Origin of the sequence: Homoserinimonas aerilata (assembly GCF_006716125.1) — a bacterium.
Taxonomy (GTDB): domain Bacteria; phylum Actinomycetota; class Actinomycetes; order Actinomycetales; family Microbacteriaceae; genus Homoserinimonas; species Homoserinimonas aerilata.
In genome coordinates this window covers 2,062,484-2,077,683 of the sequence record NZ_VFOM01000001.1, presented here as the reverse complement: position 1 = coordinate 2,077,683, position 15,200 = coordinate 2,062,484, and the positions used below count along the sequence as shown (strand labels likewise).

Genomic DNA, 15,200 nt, shown 5'->3' with positions numbered 1-15,200 from the left:
TGAGCTTTGCGCTGAAGATTGACACGTGACCAACCGTGACAGCATCCTCGCCGCCCTCGTCGCCACCGTGTGGGGCGTCAATTTTGTCGTCATCGACTGGGGGATGCACGGGGTGCCTCCGCTGCTTTTCGCCGCCCTTCGCTTTGCGGTCATCCTGGTCCCCGCAATCTTCTTCGTGCGCAAACCCGATGTGCCGTGGCGTTTTATCGTCGGCGTTGGCGTGTTCATGTCGCTCGGCCAGTTCAGCTTTCTCTATGTGTCGATCGCGCTGGGCATGCCGCCCGGCCTTGCCGCCCTCATGATGCAGGCTCAGGTGATTTTCACGATGCTGATTGCGGCGGGTGCGCTGCGCGAGATCCCGGCGTCAGCCCAGTTTGTCGGGGCAATCCTCGGCTCGATCGGGCTCGCCGTCGTGGCGGTGGGCCGGGAGGGGCATGTCACCCTGCTGGCATTCGTGCTCTGCCTTCTTGCCGCGCTCTCGTGGGCCGTCGGCAACGTGATCTCGCGTGCCTCGGGCATCCGGGGTGGTGTTGGTTTTAGAGACGGCTTGGGCATCACGGTGTGGTCGGCCCTCGTCGTGCCCGTGCCCCTGCTGGCACTGTCACTGCTGTTCGACGGGCCAGCCGCTGTGGGGCAGGCGCTGCTGTCATTCTCGTGGGAGTCAGTCGTGTCGACCGCCTACTCAGCTCTGCTCAGCGGGCTCGCCGGTTATGCAATCTTCAACACACTGTTGGCAAAGTACCCGTCTTCGGCGGTCGTGCCGTGGGTGCTGCTCGCGCCCGTCGCCGGCATCGCCGCGGCCTGGATCCTGCTGGGTGAGCAGCCCAATGCGGCCGAGATGCTGGGTGGGGCGACGATGCTCCTCGGGCTGTTCGTCGCGCAGCGTGCCGGCTCACGCCGCACGCCGGTCATTCTCGCGGTGCCACCGCAACGTGAGCCTGTCGCCGACTAAAGTTGTCGCAGCGGGCGCTGTGCGGCGCCACGGTCGGGGAGCAATGGGCGAGATCAGGCAAGCAACGGCGGCGGATGCTGCGGCGCTTCACGAGGTCGCGGCGGCCACGTTCGCCCTGGCCTGCCCGCCCGGCACGAGCGAGGCCGACGTTGCCGAGTTCATCACCCTGCACCTCTCAGAGCAGCGCTTCGCCGACTACCTCGCCGACCCGGCGCGCCAACTCTTCGTGTGGGATGCGGGCGAGCGGCTTGAGGGCGCTGTGCTCATTAACGGCTACACAATGCTCGTCCACGGTGAGCCGCACGACCCCGATGTTGCCGGCGCGGTCTCGCTGCGCCCGACCGCCGAGCTGAGCAAGATCTATGTGCGGCCCGACGCGCACGGCAGCGGCATCGCCACACAACTCATGCAGGCGACCGTGGGTGCCGCGCGAGACGCTGGCGCAGCATCCGTCTGGCTGGGTGTGAACCAGCAGAATGCGCGAGCGAACCGTTTCTACGAGAAGAGCGGCTTCGCCCTCGTGGGCACTAAGCGTTTTCTGGTCGGCGCCGAGTGGCACGACGACTTCGTGCGGGAGTTTGTGCTCTAGCCGTCTGTGCGAACCGCGCGGCCCGCGCTTCGACAGGCTCAGCGAACGGCGGCTCAGCCCACGTCGATGACGATTTTGCCGCGGGTGTGCCCCTCTTCGAGCAGCCGGTGTGCTTCGGCGATCTGCTCGAGCGGGAACCGCGCGTCGATGTTCACCGTCAGCCGACCCTCTTCTATCAGGGCGGTGATCTCGGCAAGATTCGCAGCATCCGGGGTCACCCTGTAGCCGGTGGCGCGCACCCCGGCCGCCTCAGCTTCTTCGGCCATCGTGGGCCAGCTGCGGGTGGGAACGTTGACGATTGTGCCGCCGGGGCGCAGCACGCGCAGCGAGCGGGTCGCGGTGTAGTCGTGCACGTTTCCGATGAGGTCGATGACGACGTCGATGCCGTCGAGCGCGTCTTCGAAGCGGGTTTCGCGGTAGTCGATGACCTGCTCAGCGCCGAGCGAGCGCAGCCAGTCGGCGTTGCGGGCCGACGCAGTCGTGATGACCTCGGCGCCCGCAATTGCGGCGAGCTGCACGGCGAAGTGCCCGACGCCGCCGGCCCCGGCGTGGATGAGCACGCGGCTCGCGGCGGTGACCCCGCCCTCGCGCAGCGCGCCCTGGGCGGTGAGGGCGGCGAGGGGCACGGCCGCAGCATCCTCGACGCGAAGGTTGTGGGGGATGGGCCCGACGGCGGTGATGGGCACGGCCGCGTATTCGGCGTAGCTGCCGCCCGTCAGCGGAACGCTGAGCATGCCATACACCTCGGTGCCCGGCTGCAAGGGGTGCTCGTCGTCGATTGCCTGCACGACGGTGCCCGAGAAGTCGTTGCCGAGGGTGAGCGGGTATGACGTGATGCCGCCGCTGGCGCCCTTACCGGCCCGGGTCTTAGTGTCGATGGGGTTGAGAGCGGCGGAGCGCACCCTCACAAGAACTTCGCCTGATTGGGGTGAGGGCAGCGGCGCCCGTACCAAATGAAGGACTTCTGGCCCTCCCAGGCCGTCGATCACCGCGGCGCGCATCGTTTCTGGCAGCTTTTCCTTCATTTGGTACGGGGACCTTTCTGAGAGGTGAGGTGAGCGAGGTGGGTGTGGGGATTAACCGAGCCCGGCCGCGATGGCCGCCCTGATGGCGTCGGTCTGAGCGGCGAGCCCGTCGTCGCGGGCGGGCGCGAGGGTGAGGATTGAGCTGGGGATGGCGGCGTGCCACTGCTCGGCGATGCGCACCGGATGCACGGGGTCGCGCGGTGTGGCGATGATCGTTGTCGGCATGGCCAGCTGGGTGGTTTCGCCCGTCGAGTAGGCGCGGTTGCGGGGGATTTCGATGAGCCGGATTGCGCGCTCTCGGGCCTGTGGTTTGCGGAACTGCACGAGGAGGTTCTCTGCTCCGGCGGGTGACACAGCGTCGACGTCGCGGAAGGCGCGAGTGCGCCTGAACAGCTCCTCGGCTCGCGCAGCGGGGTGGTCGTGGAGCAGCTGCCCGGCGACGAGGAGACCAACGAGGTTGGCGGGCACGGGCTCGGTGGTGAAGGCGGGCCTGATGAGGATGAGGCGCTCGACGTTGGCCAGGCCGTTGAGGGCGATGCGCAGCGCGATGGCCGAGCCCATCGAGATGCCGATCACGGTGAGGGGCCCGCTGCGGCCGGTAATGGCCTCAGCGGCAAGGTTGTCGAGCGTGAAGTCAGCGGGGGCGCCGATGAGTGTCGACTTTCCGTGTGCCCGCACATCGGGGCGTGTACGGTCGCCCCGGCGGGCACGACGGGACCGACGAGCTCGAGTGGCTGACGGCGGTCGCTGCCGAGCCCGTGGAGGAGCAGGTACTCCATGTCACACGCCGCCCGGCCGGTAGGGCGGAAGGGGCGGCGCGACGGCCCCGAGCGCCTCGAGCACCCTGTCGGCGAGCCGCACGAGCATGTGGATTTGATCGTCGTCGCGGTCGATCCACTGACACTGGGGGTCGCCGGCGACGGGCACGAAGGAGTCGTGCTGCTCCCACACGAGCAGCGTGCGCTCGGCCCCGAGCACGTACTGCTGCCACCACACCTGGCGCAGGTAGCCGCGCGGAATCGACCGCCACGGCTTGCTCGTCGTCTTGATTTCGGAGAGGTGCACGATGCCGCCGCGCGCGATAACACCGTCGGGCGTCGCCAAGTGGCGATCGTTGTCGGCGGAGCGAAAGAGCGCGGTGCTCGGTTCGATTCCGAAGCGTTCGCGCACCCAACTGGCGATCTCGGGCTCACGCGCGCGACCGTGATCGGTGAAGGTATTGCCCGAGAAGCGGCTGCCCAACATCTTGTCGGCCACGACGGCGCGCACCGAATTTTCGGTGGCGAGCTTCGCCACATCCGTCGCCGTGATCCCGCGCGAGCGGGCGCGCAGCCACGCGACCCGGTCTGACGAGTCGGCGACGATGCGGCTCGTGTGGTCGGGCGTCGGCTCGGGCCAGAGGGGGAGCGTCGGCTGGGCGGGGGTCACCCGTCTATTGTCTCCCCGACGGGCCCATGCCGTCGGTCAGCCCACGCGCAGGGACGTCCACCAGCTCACGGATGCTTCAGCGTCAACGGTCGTGACGCCGCCTGCTGCCGCAGATTCTGAGAATGTGCGCCCGGGTGCGGAGCTTGGCTCGACGGCGAAGACATCGCCGTTGGCCCAGGGGCTGCCTTCGGGGCGGAAATGCTGCCACAGCAGCGCGTGCGGCAGTTTGGATGCGCCCCAGGAGAGCTCGATGCCGTTGCCGTTGTTGTCACGGATGGCCGCAGCGCCATCGGGAATCGTCAGCCCCACGTGGTCGTGCCTGCCGTCCGCATCGACGGGGATCGCGGCGAGGTCTAGCACGCCACCGTCGGTGCGTGGCGCGTTGGGCCACTCGAACGCGTTCTCGGGACGAAGCGTTGAGTTGGCTATATCGGCGGTGCTGGTGCTGGTCGCGCTTATCGCACGCAGCTCGAGCTGGCCTCCGGAGTACAACGACCGGGAAAAACACGGATGCTCGCCGAAGGTGACCGCCTGAGTCTCGCCGGAGGTGTTCGTTGCCGTTGTGGTGACACGAACCTCGTTCGAGGTGAGGGCGACTTCGCGCCGCACAATGAAGTGGCGGGTCAGCACGACACACGCGAGCGAGGTCGACGTGGCGGTCTGGACCTCCCAGGGGAGGCGGGCCGCTTCGCCGTGCATCCATCGCGTCTGGTCGTCGCCGGGCAGACCCGCAGTGGGGAACATGGTGAACCACCCGCCAGCGAGAATACCCCCATCGAAGGTGGCGATCGAGGCGATGCCGCTGGGGCCGATCTCACCGGAGAGCGGCCCCAGCGACGCACCTTCTGGCATCCACAGCAGGTTCGTACCGTCGCCGTTTCTCCTGATTGTTGAGATCACGAAGCCGTGGGCGGGATGACACTCGACAGCGAGCAGGCCGTTGACGAGGGTGAATCCGAGCACGGTCACCCGACAGGCTTGTTTCGATAGCGCCCGACCAGTTCGGGGGCTGCAAGCTGCATGCGGGCGGGCGGGAGGCCATTCTTCATCAGCTCGAGGTCATCGCAGACCATCTCGCCGATCGACTCGAAGGCTTCGGGAATGCCGCCGGCGCGGTGGGCGGAGATCACGACGTTGTCGAGACCACGGAAGGGACTATCGGCGGGGATCGGTTCGACCGGCCACACGTCGATCGCGGCGTGGAGGGTGCCTGTCGCGAGGCGCTCGTAGAGGGCGTCGTAGTCGACGACAGCGGCCCGGCTCACAAGAATGAGTCGTGCGCCGTCGGGAAGGAGCGAGAGCATCTCTGCGTTGAGCAGGTGCTCGCTCTCTGCCGTCGCCGTCGCGAAGACGAACACGAATGTGCTCTGCGAGAGCGTCTCCTCGAGCGTCGACGGGATGACGCCGGCGTCTTCGAGAATCGCGGTCGGCAGCCACGGGTCAAAGACCCGCACCGTGTTGTCGAACGGTTCGAGCAGCGCCTTGGTGGCGCGCCCTAGGTTGCCGAAACCCACCAGGCCGACGGATGCGCGCCGCAGCAGGATCGAGTCGCCCGTGCTCTCCGATACGAGCCCTTCACTGCCGGAGCGCGCTGCGCGGTCCTCGCGGGTAATGCTGCGGGCGATATCGAGCGCGAGCCCGACGGAGTATTCGGCGACGGCCTGGGAGTAGGCGGTGCCGCATCCGAGCACGCGAACTCCGTTGCGGAACGCGGTCGCGTAGTCGACGTTCGGGAAGAAGTTGCCTTCAACGTTGACGATTGCGTGGAGATTCGTGGCCGCCTCGAGGGCCGCGGTGTCGAGCGCGGGCTGACCCACCACAGCGAATGCTTCGGGCAGCCTGCGTTGAAAGTCGGCGTCATCGGGATTTGCCTCGTAGTCGATGACCTCAAACGCGGTATTCAACCTGGCAAGCGTCTCGGCGGTAAAGATGCGATCGCGAAGTTGGGGTTCCGGCTTGAGTAGCACGAGTGGCTTGGAAGATGACATACGGGTGGTGCTCCTTAAATCTGGTGAAGGCTGGTGCCGTCGACTATTCGGCTTTGGCTCCGGTGACGAGTGCGACGAGTTCTTCGCCAGACGTTTCTGAGATCCGGCGGTGTGCGACGGCGCGACCCTGCCTCATGACCCAGACGGCGTCTGCGACACGCATGACCTGGTCAAAGCTGTGACTGATCAGCAGGAATGAACGCCCCTCATCACGGAGCCCGATAATGGTGTCTTCTACTTCTGTACGCTCGCGCACACCGAGCGCTGCGGTCGGCTCGTCCATGATGACGAGCTCGGAGCCCCATGCGACGGCGCGGGCAATCGCGACGGCCTGACGCTGCCCACCGGACATGCTTCGTACGGTCCTGCGCGCATCCGGCACGTTGACGGTGAGTTTGCGAACCAGCTCGTCTGAGCGCTCGACCATCTCCTTGCGGCGCAGAATGCTGAATGGCGCAATGCCGCGGGTGAGCTCCCGGCCGATGAACATGTTCTGCCACAGGGTGAGGTCGTCGAAGAGCGCGAGATCCTGGAACACGGCCTCGATGCCGAGGTTCTTGGCGGCGTGGGGGCTCGCCATCTCGACCTTTTCCCCGTTGAAACGGATGTCGCCCCCGTTGCCCTTGTACACGCCCAGGATGCATTTGGTCAGGCTGGACTTGCCGGCGCCGTTGTCGCCGATGATCGCGGTGATCTCGTTGCGGTTCGCGTGCATCGTCACGCCGTCGAGGGCGACGACGTTGCCGAAGCGAAGCTCCAGGTTGTTAACTTCGAGGAGTCGGTCGTGCTGCTGGGGCGCTGCGGCGTGCAGCGATTCTGTTGAGATACTCATCAGTTCTCGTACTTTCTGAGGTAGGCGGCGAGCACAACGACGGCACCGACGGCGATCGGCTGGTAGTAGACGGGCACGCCGGTGATCGTGAGCAGGTTGACGATTCCGGTGAGCACGATCGCTCCGATGAGCGGCCCAATGATGCTGGTCTTGCCGCCGAAGAGGCTGACGCCACCGAGCACAGCCGCCGCAATCGAGGTGAGCTGATAGGCCGAACCTGCGGTCGGCTCTGCCGCACCAAGGCGGGCGACGAGCAGGATGCCGGCGACACCCGCGAGGATGCCGGAGATCGTGTAGACGCCGATTTTGACCTTCGTGAAGCTGATGCCGAGGGCATCAGATGCTTTGCGGTTTCCACCGACGGCGAGAACGTGCGTTCCGAAGCGGGTGTGGAACATGATCACGTAGGCGATGGCGGCGACGACGAGGGCGATGATGAGCATGTTGCTCAAGAAGCCGAGACCGCCGGTCGAGATCGTGATGAGTGTCTTTGATGTCACGAGCTGGGGGCGGGCGTCTGAGATGAGGAGCGTGAGGCCCGTGAAGGCACTGAACGTTCCGAGGGTCGCGACGAAGTCGGTGATCTTCCAACGGGAAACAATGAAGCCGTTGAGCGCTCCGGCGAGTGCGCCGACGACGATGGCGCCGAGCATCCCGAGCTCTGGTGCGAAGCCCCACGAGACGACGACGCCGAGTGCAACGCCACTGAGCTGGGCGATGGAGGCGACGGACAGGTCGATTCCTGCGGTCGAGATGACGAACGTCTGGCCGATTGCCAGGATCATCATGATCGCTGATGCGAGAAGGATGGAGCGGATGTTGCCCGAGCTGAGGAATATTGGCGATGTGATTGCGCCGACGATAACCAGCGCGATCAGGGCAAGTACGGGGGCCCACTTGGCAACCGTTCCCATGCTCCATGTCCGAGGGTCGAGCCCGAGCCGGGTGATCAGGCCTTGACCTGATGTTTCAGTTCTGATTGTCATGAGCTTCGGCTCTTCTCCTTGATGCTGTTGGGTGGTCTCGGGGTGTGGGAGTGTTCCGCACCCCGAGACCGTGCGTCGAAATGCTACTTCTTGATGAGGTCCAGGAAGGGGTTGTCATACTCCTGGAAGGGCTTCGGGTATGACGCCAGAGCCTCGGTTGCGTTGTCTGCAGAGACAAGCGCGATGGGAGCGTCGACCTGGGCGGGAACGGTTGCTCCGCTGATCAGTGCGCGGCACGCGTCGACACCGAGTGTTCCGACTGCGTAGGGGTACTGTGACACGGTTGCGCTGAGTCCGCCGGCCTCGATCGACTCGATCGCGTCCTTGTTGCCGTCGGTGCCGATGATGATGAGGTCGGTGCGTCCCTCGTTCTGGCCCGCCTGAACGATTCCGAGCGCCATTCCGTCGTTAGCGGCGTAGAAGCCACCGAGGTCGGGGTTGGCACGCAGGATGGTCGTTGCTGCGTCGAGTGCCTTCTCGCGGTCCCAGTCAGCGTTCACCTCCTGAACAATGGTGAGGCCGGCAGCCGTGGCAGCGTCGGTGAATCCGCCGGTGCGGGCAGCACTGTTGGCATCGCCGGGGATGCCGCCGATGACGGCAACCTTTGCGCCGTCGCCGAGCTTCTCAGCCATGAACTCACCAGCCTGCTTGCCTGCGTCGGAGTTGTTCGATGCGATGAACGAGGCGATCTCGATGCCAGAAGCCTTTGCGGCGTCTGCGTCGATTGCCGAGTCAAGGTTAACGATCGGGATGCCAGCCTGGCTGACACTGGCGAGCGGCTGGTTGAGGTTGGTTCCTGTGATCGGGGCGACCGCGAAGCAGGAGTAGTCGCTGCCGGCGAGCGTCTGAAGCAGTGTTGTCTGCTCGTCGACGCTGTCCTCAGCGGTTCCTGACTGCACGGTGACCTTCACGCCGGCGTCACTTCCTGCGGCCTCTGCGCCGTCCTGCATGGTTGCCCAGAACTGGTTGCTGGCGGTCTTCAGGACCACGGCGATGTTGCCGCTTCCTTCAGCACCCGTGTCGGTGCCGCCTCCCTGGTCGCCGGAGCATCCGACGAGGGCCAGTGAGGACACTGCTAGCAACGCTAGGCCGGCTTTGCTTGCGTACTTCATTGTGTGCGCCTTCCATTGGTGTGCGGGTGGTCGCCGAGTGGCGACCGGGTTGTCCGGGTCTGCTGCGCTGTCATGCTGCAGGCTCGGAATTCTGTGGCGAATCTGTGGGGTCGACCCATTCGCCGTCGCGCCGCGCGGATGCGAGCACGGCGTCGCAGAGAACTGCTGCACGGTGCCCCGCGGCAAGCGTGGGTGTTGCTTCGGCGATGTCGCCGGATGCGGTGGGATCTGCAATGAAGCTGTAGCTATCGCGCACGAATGCGGTGAATGCATCCTGGTAGCCCTGCGGGTGTCCAGCGGGGAGGAAGCTGAGCCGCGCAGCATCGGCGGTGAGGTTGCCGGGGTCGCGGGGCAGGTCGATTGAGCCGGTGAGTTTGCCGAGCCACAGCTTTTCGGGGTTCTCTTGGTCGAAGGCGAAGCTTGTCTCCGTGCCTGAGATTTCGAGGTGGAGGCGGTTCTTTCTGCCGGCCGAGACCTGCGAGACGACCATCGTTCCGAGCATCCCGCCGGCGGTGCGGAACTGCACGCTTGCCGCGTCTTCTGTGCTTACGGGGCTTCCACCGCGCTCGGAGATGACGGTTGAGATCTGTGCGGATAGGCGGGTGACGTGGTCGCCCGTGACGAATTCGAAGAGATCAAACCAGTGGGAGCCGATGTCGGCGAATGCGCGCGAGGTGCCGCCCTGCTCCGCGCCTACGCGCCAGTTGCTGTCGTCGGATGAGGTGAGCCAGTCTTGCAGGTAGCCGCCGTGTACGACGCTCGGCAGGCCGAGGTCACCGCGGACGATGCGAGCGCGAAGCTCCCGAATCATCGGGTGGAAGCGGTAGACGAAGGGAACCGTGCCGATCTGGCCTGCTGCTTCTGCGGCGGTGAGGATGTGGCCTGTCGATTCCGAGCTCGTCGAGAGCGGCTTCTCGCAGACGATGGCCTTGCCTGCTGCGAGAGCGCGGATTGCGAACTCTTCGTGGCTCGCGTTGGGGGTGCAGACGTGGACGACATCAATGTCGTGACGCCCGAGGATCTCGGTGAGTGAGGTGCTCACGAACTCGGCTCCCGTGGCCCGCTTTGCGTTCTCCTGTGCGCCCTCGCGTGAGGCCAGTACCGCCTTCACCTGCCCGCCGGCTGCGCGGATCGCGGAGGCGTGTGTGCTCCCCATGAATCCGGAGCCGATGATTGCAGCGCGGAGCTGCGGCTGGGCTGTGGTGTACGTCATTGTGAGCTCACTTCGTTGGGTGCGAATTCGACCATAGAAGAGAATTATGTCGATAGTCAAACTAAGTGGCGAAGATTTATGACAAACTTTTGTCGAAAGAACTTGTAATACGTGTTCAGCCGACTGAATGGATGTTTTACTGTGACGCATGGCTTCAGACATGGCCTCTAGGGGCAAGGCTCACGCTCCGTCGACGGCAGCGATGGAGCTGCTCCAGACGCTCCGTGACGGGAACCCCCGCACCCGAGCCCGCCTCGCAGAGTTGTGTGGCGTCGCCAGATCGACCGCGGGCATCCGTATCGACGAATTGATTAAACATGGCTATGTCGAGGAAGAAGTCGACGCCATTTACACCGGTGGAAGGCCATCGAGCAGGGTCGCGCTTCGGCCACGATCGCGGGTAGTGCTCGCAGCAGACATTGGTGCAAGTCACGCACGACTCGCTCTCGTTGATCTACTCGGGCGGGTGCTTGCCGAGACATCAACAGGGGTCCAGATCGACGATGAGCCCGAGAAGACCATGCGCTGGCTCGTCGACGAATCGCGCTCACTCGCGGCATCCGTTCAGATCCCTGTTGCCGACATCGCAGCTATCGGCATAGGGCTCGCAGCACCGATCGAACACAGCACAGGCCGCCCCATCAACCCGCCAATCATGCCCCGGTGGGCGGACTTTGATTCAGCGGCGTGGCTACACAAGCACTACGACATCCCTGTTGTCGTCGAAAAAGACGTCAACATGATGGCTGTGGGGGAGCATCAGGCTCGGCCGAAGGAGTCGGGCAACCTCCTATTTGCGAAGATCGCCACAGGGATCGGCGTTGGCATCATCAGCGGCGACAGATTGCACCGTGGGGAGCAGGGCATCGCCGGCGACATCGGTCACGTTCCGCTCAGGCGTGACGTTGATGTCCCCTGTCACTGTGGCAATCGCGGGTGCCTTGAGGCTGTCGCAAGTGGGCCGGCCCTCGCTGCCGCACTGCGTGAGCTGGGCCGAGATGCCAATACGACGAGCGACGTCGTCGATCTGGTGCGCAGTGGCGACATCGAGGCGATTCAGCTGGTTCGGCAGGCGGGCCGCGACATGGGAGAGGTGCTGGCGACGTGTGTCAGCCTGTTCAACCCCTCGTTGATCGTTGTGGGGGGAACGCTGTCGCGGGCGGGGGATCACCTGCTCGCTGGTGTGCGGGAGGTCGTCTACGCGCGGTCGATGCCGCTGGCAACCCAGCGCCTCGAGATCGCCCAGTCCGACCCATCAACGAACTCTGCGGTGCTTGGCGCGGCCGCAATGGCTGTAGACAGGGTGCTGGCTATAAAGCGATGAAATCGAATTACTACGGCGTTGAGCGGAGTGCGGGGGCTCGCCACCGCTCGAGCGTTCTTCGGATGTAGCTCGCGAACAGGCCGAGGAGGTCTACTTCGGGGTTGAGTAGCCACTGAATCTCGAGGCCGTCCATCATAGCGATGACTTCGCGAGATTCGGCTTCGATCTCTGATGGTGTCATTGCCTTGGCTGCCCCTGATCTCACTGCGAGCCCGAGGTTGCTCATGAAGTTCGTGAGGGTCTGCTCATAACGCTCTGTGATAAATCGGCGGGCGGGGTGGTCGGGGTTGGATGCTTCCGTGCTCAGCGTGAGGAACAACTCGAGGAATCCACGGTGGGCGTGGTTGAACTCCATGAGTTTGATCAGTCGTTCGAAATGTGTCAGGCCGGTCGCGCTCGGTCCGAGTGCCTGCGACGACTTGGTGGTCCAGGCACGGATCACCTCTGCGAGGAGATCTTCTTTGCTGTCGAAGTGTCTGGTGATTGCGGCGGGGGTGATGCCCACCTCTGTGGCGATCTGGCGGAGCGAACCCGCTACGTAGCCATAGGTTCCGAAGACTTCGCTCGCCTTGGCGATGATCTCTGCGCGGCGTTCGATGCCGTTTCTGTACGGCCCGCGCACGGTTGCTGGCTCATTCACTGGCTCTCCGTAGATCGTTAGGATTCTGGGGCTTGTGCAAATGTTATCGCTCTTGTACATTTAGCGAAACGTTAACGCCCGTATACATTTGGCGTCACGAATTCTCAACGAGGAGGTAGGCCGATGCACGACGCAGCCAGCCAAAAATCTACGACCGCGATCGCGGGCTTACACGTCGCCAAGCGCTTCGGTCATGTCCAGGCGCTCACGGATGCCAGCGTCACCGTCGGAGCCGGAGAAGTGGTTGCCCTCGTCGGCGACAACGGCGCCGGAAAGTCGACTTTTCTCAAGACGCTGCTCGGCCTCATCGTGCCCGACGAAGGTGAGTTCATCGTCGGAGATCAGCCCGTCCACTTCACGTCGATCCGTGACGCGCAGGCCGCGGGTGTTGAGGCTGTCCACCAAGACCTCTCCCTCGCCCCGGATCTCTCCGTCGTCGACAACATGTTCCTCGGCCACGAGGTGTTTACGCGCGGAATTCTCGGCAAGCTCGGCGTGATCGCGCGAAAGGAAATGACTGAGCGTGCTGATGTGGCACTCCGCGAGCTGTCGATCAAACTTCCGTCGCTGAAGGTCGACGTCTCCGACCTCTCCGGCGGACAGAAGCAGGGCGTTGCAGTTGCCCGCGCCGTGATGTGGGGCCACACGGCGATCCTGATGGACGAGCCGACGGCTGCGCTGGGTGCTCGACAGAGTGAAATCGTCTGCGAGCTGATGCGCACCGTAGCCGCCCGCGGGCTCGGTGTCCTCGTCGTGTCGCACGACTTGCCGCGCATTCTCAAGGTTGCTGATCGGGTCACCGTGCTGTGGCGCGGGTCTACCGTCATGGACGCACCGGCAAGCGGGCTCACCGTGCCGGACGTCGTCGCCACCATGGTGGGCTTCGGAAAGGAACAGGCCGCGTAATGGCACAGTCAACCTCTGAGGTGCAAGTCGACCTCGACCTTCGATCGGTCAAAGCCCAGACTCCCTTGCAGCGGCTCTTCAGTACCACTGGCACATGGGTCTTCGTCCTCGACATCGTGTTGGTGCTTGTTTTCATCGCTCTGTCGAATGGCCTGTTCGCCAGCCCTCGCGCCGTCGAATCACTCTTGCTCTCGAGTACTCAGGCGCTGCTCCTCGCTCTGGGTATGGCGATGCTGCTCGGTGCAGGATTCTTCGACCTCTCCCTGGGGGCCAATCTGGTCTTGTCTTCGGTAGTCGGAGGGCTCACCATCAAGGCAGTCACGGGTCCGAAGCTTGACGACGGTTCATTCGCGAACATCGGACTTGCGATCACGCTGGGAGTCGTCGCCGCAGTCCTTACCGGCGTTCTGTTCGGATTGGTGAACGGCATTCTCATCGCGTATCTGGATGTCAACTCGCTCATCGCCACTCTCGGAACGATGGGAATCGGAACCGGCGTTGCGCTCCTGGTGGGGGGCGGAGGCGATGTGTCCGGCCTTCCCCGTGAACTGCAGAAGAACTTCGGGCAGGCCGACTTCCTGGGCTTCGTCCCGTTGCCCACTCTGATCGCCATTGCGGCGGCGGTAGCTCTCTGGGCCATGCTCCGATTCACCAAGTTCGGCCTCGTGACCCTAGCGATCGGATCGTCGCGCTCGGCAACGGAACGGGCCGGCCTCAAGGTGAAGCGGCACATTCTCGCCCTGGCTGGCTTGGCCGGAGGGCTCGCCGGAGTAGCCGGGTTCATCGACATCTCGCGATACGGTTCCACCGCGATCACAGGACATACGAGCGATGTGCTCGGCGCCATCACGGCGGTCGTCATCGGTGGCACGCTCCTCGAGGGCGGTCGAGTGAGCATTGTCGGTGCTGTTTGGGGAACCCTTCTGGCGGTGATCCTGCAGACAGGGCTGGTCGTGATCGGAGTCGCGTCCTTCTACCAACTGATCGCCGTCGGAGTGGTACTCATCATCGCGGTGGCACTCGATCGATTCCGCGCGCGACGACGATCGCGATAGACGTCCGTGCGCCGACCCGGCGCACAGGCAGTCCCGGCACCCGGGGCACACATTCACACAAGTGCATGCCGTCGGCATGCGAACCAACAGAGGAGGCGCAATGTTGCGCAACAAAGTAGGCATCGGTGTCGCCATGGCATCGGTTGCCATTCTGGCCCTGAGCGGCTGCACGACGGACGGCGCTGAGCCCTCCAACACGCCGTCGAGCGACATCGCGCTCGCAGGTGTGGCCTTCAACGCGACAGATCCATTCTGGATCACGCTCATGTGTGGCGCCACCCAGGCCGCGAAAGAGGCCGGCGTCGCGCTCACATGGTCTGCGGGCAACACGGCTGAGGTCGACGAACAGCAGACCAACTTCGATGCAGCGCTGCTCAAGTCGCCTGATGCCGTGATCCTCGGTGCTTCCACCCCCGACCAGTTCTCTACGCAGGTGGAGGGCATTATGGCTGAGGGCACCCCTGTCATCGTCGTGAACGGGCCCATTGATCCCGCGACCGGGCAGAAGACGATCGTCAGCTCGCAGGACAACGCTGAGTTCATTGACTTTGTCATCAAGGACATCGGCACTTCCGGAACCTTGGGAATCTTGGGTGGCATCCCGGGAGACATTCCGGCACTGGTCAACCGCTGGCAGCCGCTGGTCGATCAGCTTGCGACCGCGGCACCCGGCATCAAGGTGCTCGAGACCCAGTACGACGACTTCGACCGCACCAAGGCGACGACCATTGCTGCCGCGATGATCACAGGCAACCCCGACCTCAAGGCGATCTACGCCTCGACAGGTCCCGAAGGTGAAGGTGCCGCGGCTGCGGTTGAGGAAGCTGGGATGATCGGCAAGGTCAAGGTCTACGCCTACGATGCCACCCCCAGCGAGGTTGAGGCCCTGCGCAATGGAACGATCACCGCGCTTCTGGCGCAGCCGGCTGGTCTCATCGGTGCCGAGGGCGTGAACTCCGCTCTCAAGTATCTTGCCGACAACGCCGACGGTGGTCCTGTTGCGGCGCAGGCAGGGGCTGACGACACGTTGCCGCTGGCTGTGCTGACCCGCGACAACGTCGACGACCCCGAAAAGGCGGGATACATCTACGCCGCCAGCTGCAACGCCTAGCGATTCCGGGCGCGCCACCCTGGCGGTGGCGCGCCCCCC

The 15,200-nt window shown here is 64.5% G+C and carries 15 protein-coding genes and 1 pseudogene; 6 read left to right on the top strand and 10 right to left on the bottom strand.

All coding sequences use genetic code 11. The features are described 5' to 3' along the window. The first annotated feature begins 25 nt into the window (after positions 1-25). Together FB562_RS09715 and FB562_RS09710 are read left to right on the top strand one after the other, a co-directional pair. Positions 26-952, top strand: coding sequence for an EamA family transporter (locus tag FB562_RS09715; protein ID WP_141880925.1), 927 nt, complete (start codon positions 26-28; stop codon positions 950-952). Between the two features lie 43 nt (positions 953-995). Continuing rightward, positions 996-1,541 carry a GNAT family N-acetyltransferase gene (locus FB562_RS09710; protein ID WP_141880924.1) on the top strand — a complete coding sequence of 182 codons (546 nt, stop codon included), beginning with the start codon at positions 996-998 and terminating at the stop codon, positions 1,539-1,541. A 53-nt stretch (positions 1,542-1,594) separates the two neighbouring features. Here the strand turns inward: FB562_RS09710 and FB562_RS09705 are convergent, their stop codons facing one another. The 9 genes and pseudogenes from FB562_RS09705 to FB562_RS09665 form a co-directional block, all read right to left on the bottom strand. Beyond that, positions 1,595-2,542 carry an NADP-dependent oxidoreductase gene (locus FB562_RS09705; protein WP_185740532.1) on the bottom strand — a complete coding sequence of 316 codons (948 nt, stop codon included), beginning with the start codon at positions 2,540-2,542 and terminating at the stop codon, positions 1,595-1,597. A 75-nt stretch (positions 2,543-2,617) separates the two neighbouring features. Further along, a pseudogene (locus tag FB562_RS09700) lies at positions 2,618-3,250 on the bottom strand (alpha/beta fold hydrolase); the annotation flags it as partial. Positions 3,251-3,346: 96 nt separating this feature from the next. Then, a complete protein-coding gene (locus FB562_RS09695; protein WP_141880922.1) occupies positions 3,347-3,994 on the bottom strand; it encodes a YqaJ viral recombinase family protein in 648 nt (215 codons plus the stop codon). 36 nt (positions 3,995-4,030) lie between these two features. Continuing rightward, on the bottom strand, positions 4,031-4,963 hold the full coding sequence (locus tag FB562_RS09690; protein ID WP_141880921.1) for an aldose epimerase family protein: 933 nt from the start codon (positions 4,961-4,963) through the stop codon (positions 4,031-4,033). Beyond that, complete coding sequence (locus tag FB562_RS09685) at positions 4,960-5,982, bottom strand: hydroxyacid dehydrogenase (RefSeq protein ID WP_141880920.1); 1,023 nt, start codon at positions 5,980-5,982, stop codon at positions 4,960-4,962. The genes FB562_RS09690 and FB562_RS09685 overlap by 4 nt, the downstream gene beginning before the upstream one ends. Positions 5,983-6,025: 43 nt before the next feature. Further along, entirely contained in the window at positions 6,026-6,814 is a 789-nt protein-coding gene (locus FB562_RS09680) for an ATP-binding cassette domain-containing protein (RefSeq protein WP_141880919.1), read from the bottom strand. Next, positions 6,814-7,728: an ABC transporter permease gene (locus FB562_RS09675; protein WP_141880918.1), complete on the bottom strand. Its 915-nt coding sequence runs from the start codon at positions 7,726-7,728 to the stop codon at positions 6,814-6,816. The genes FB562_RS09680 and FB562_RS09675 overlap by 1 nt, the downstream gene beginning before the upstream one ends. Before the next feature lie 155 nt (positions 7,729-7,883). Next, positions 7,884-8,873: a sugar ABC transporter substrate-binding protein gene (locus FB562_RS09670; protein ID WP_185740504.1), complete on the bottom strand. Its 990-nt coding sequence runs from the start codon at positions 8,871-8,873 to the stop codon at positions 7,884-7,886. A 109-nt stretch (positions 8,874-8,982) separates the two neighbouring features. Continuing rightward, entirely contained in the window at positions 8,983-10,125 is a 1,143-nt protein-coding gene (locus FB562_RS09665; RefSeq protein ID WP_141880916.1) for a Gfo/Idh/MocA family protein, read from the bottom strand. Between the two features lie 148 nt (positions 10,126-10,273). On the opposite strand from FB562_RS09665, the gene FB562_RS09660 reads away from it, so the two are divergent. Further along, on the top strand, positions 10,274-11,449 hold the full coding sequence (locus FB562_RS09660; protein ID WP_342777294.1) for an ROK family transcriptional regulator: 1,176 nt from the start codon (positions 10,274-10,276) through the stop codon (positions 11,447-11,449). A gap of 10 nt (positions 11,450-11,459) precedes the next feature. Here the strand turns inward: FB562_RS09660 and FB562_RS09655 are convergent, their stop codons facing one another. Then, positions 11,460-12,149 carry a TetR/AcrR family transcriptional regulator gene (locus FB562_RS09655; RefSeq protein ID WP_141880914.1) on the bottom strand — a complete coding sequence of 230 codons (690 nt, stop codon included), beginning with the start codon at positions 12,147-12,149 and terminating at the stop codon, positions 11,460-11,462. Between the two features lie 63 nt (positions 12,150-12,212). Here FB562_RS09655 and FB562_RS09650 point away from each other — a divergent pair, with 63 nt between their 5' ends. The 3 genes from FB562_RS09650 to FB562_RS09640 all read left to right on the top strand — a co-directional run bounded on the left by FB562_RS09650 (position 12,213) and on the right by FB562_RS09640 (position 15,161). Then, positions 12,213-12,995: an ATP-binding cassette domain-containing protein gene (locus FB562_RS09650; RefSeq protein WP_141880913.1), complete on the top strand. Its 783-nt coding sequence runs from the start codon at positions 12,213-12,215 to the stop codon at positions 12,993-12,995. 185 nt (positions 12,996-13,180) lie between these two features. Further along, entirely contained in the window at positions 13,181-14,050 is an 870-nt protein-coding gene (locus tag FB562_RS09645; protein ID WP_185740502.1) for an ABC transporter permease, read from the top strand. A 100-nt stretch (positions 14,051-14,150) separates the two neighbouring features. Further along, positions 14,151-15,161: a sugar ABC transporter substrate-binding protein gene (locus FB562_RS09640; RefSeq protein ID WP_185740501.1), complete on the top strand. Its 1,011-nt coding sequence runs from the start codon at positions 14,151-14,153 to the stop codon at positions 15,159-15,161. Positions 15,162-15,200 lie beyond the last annotated feature (39 nt).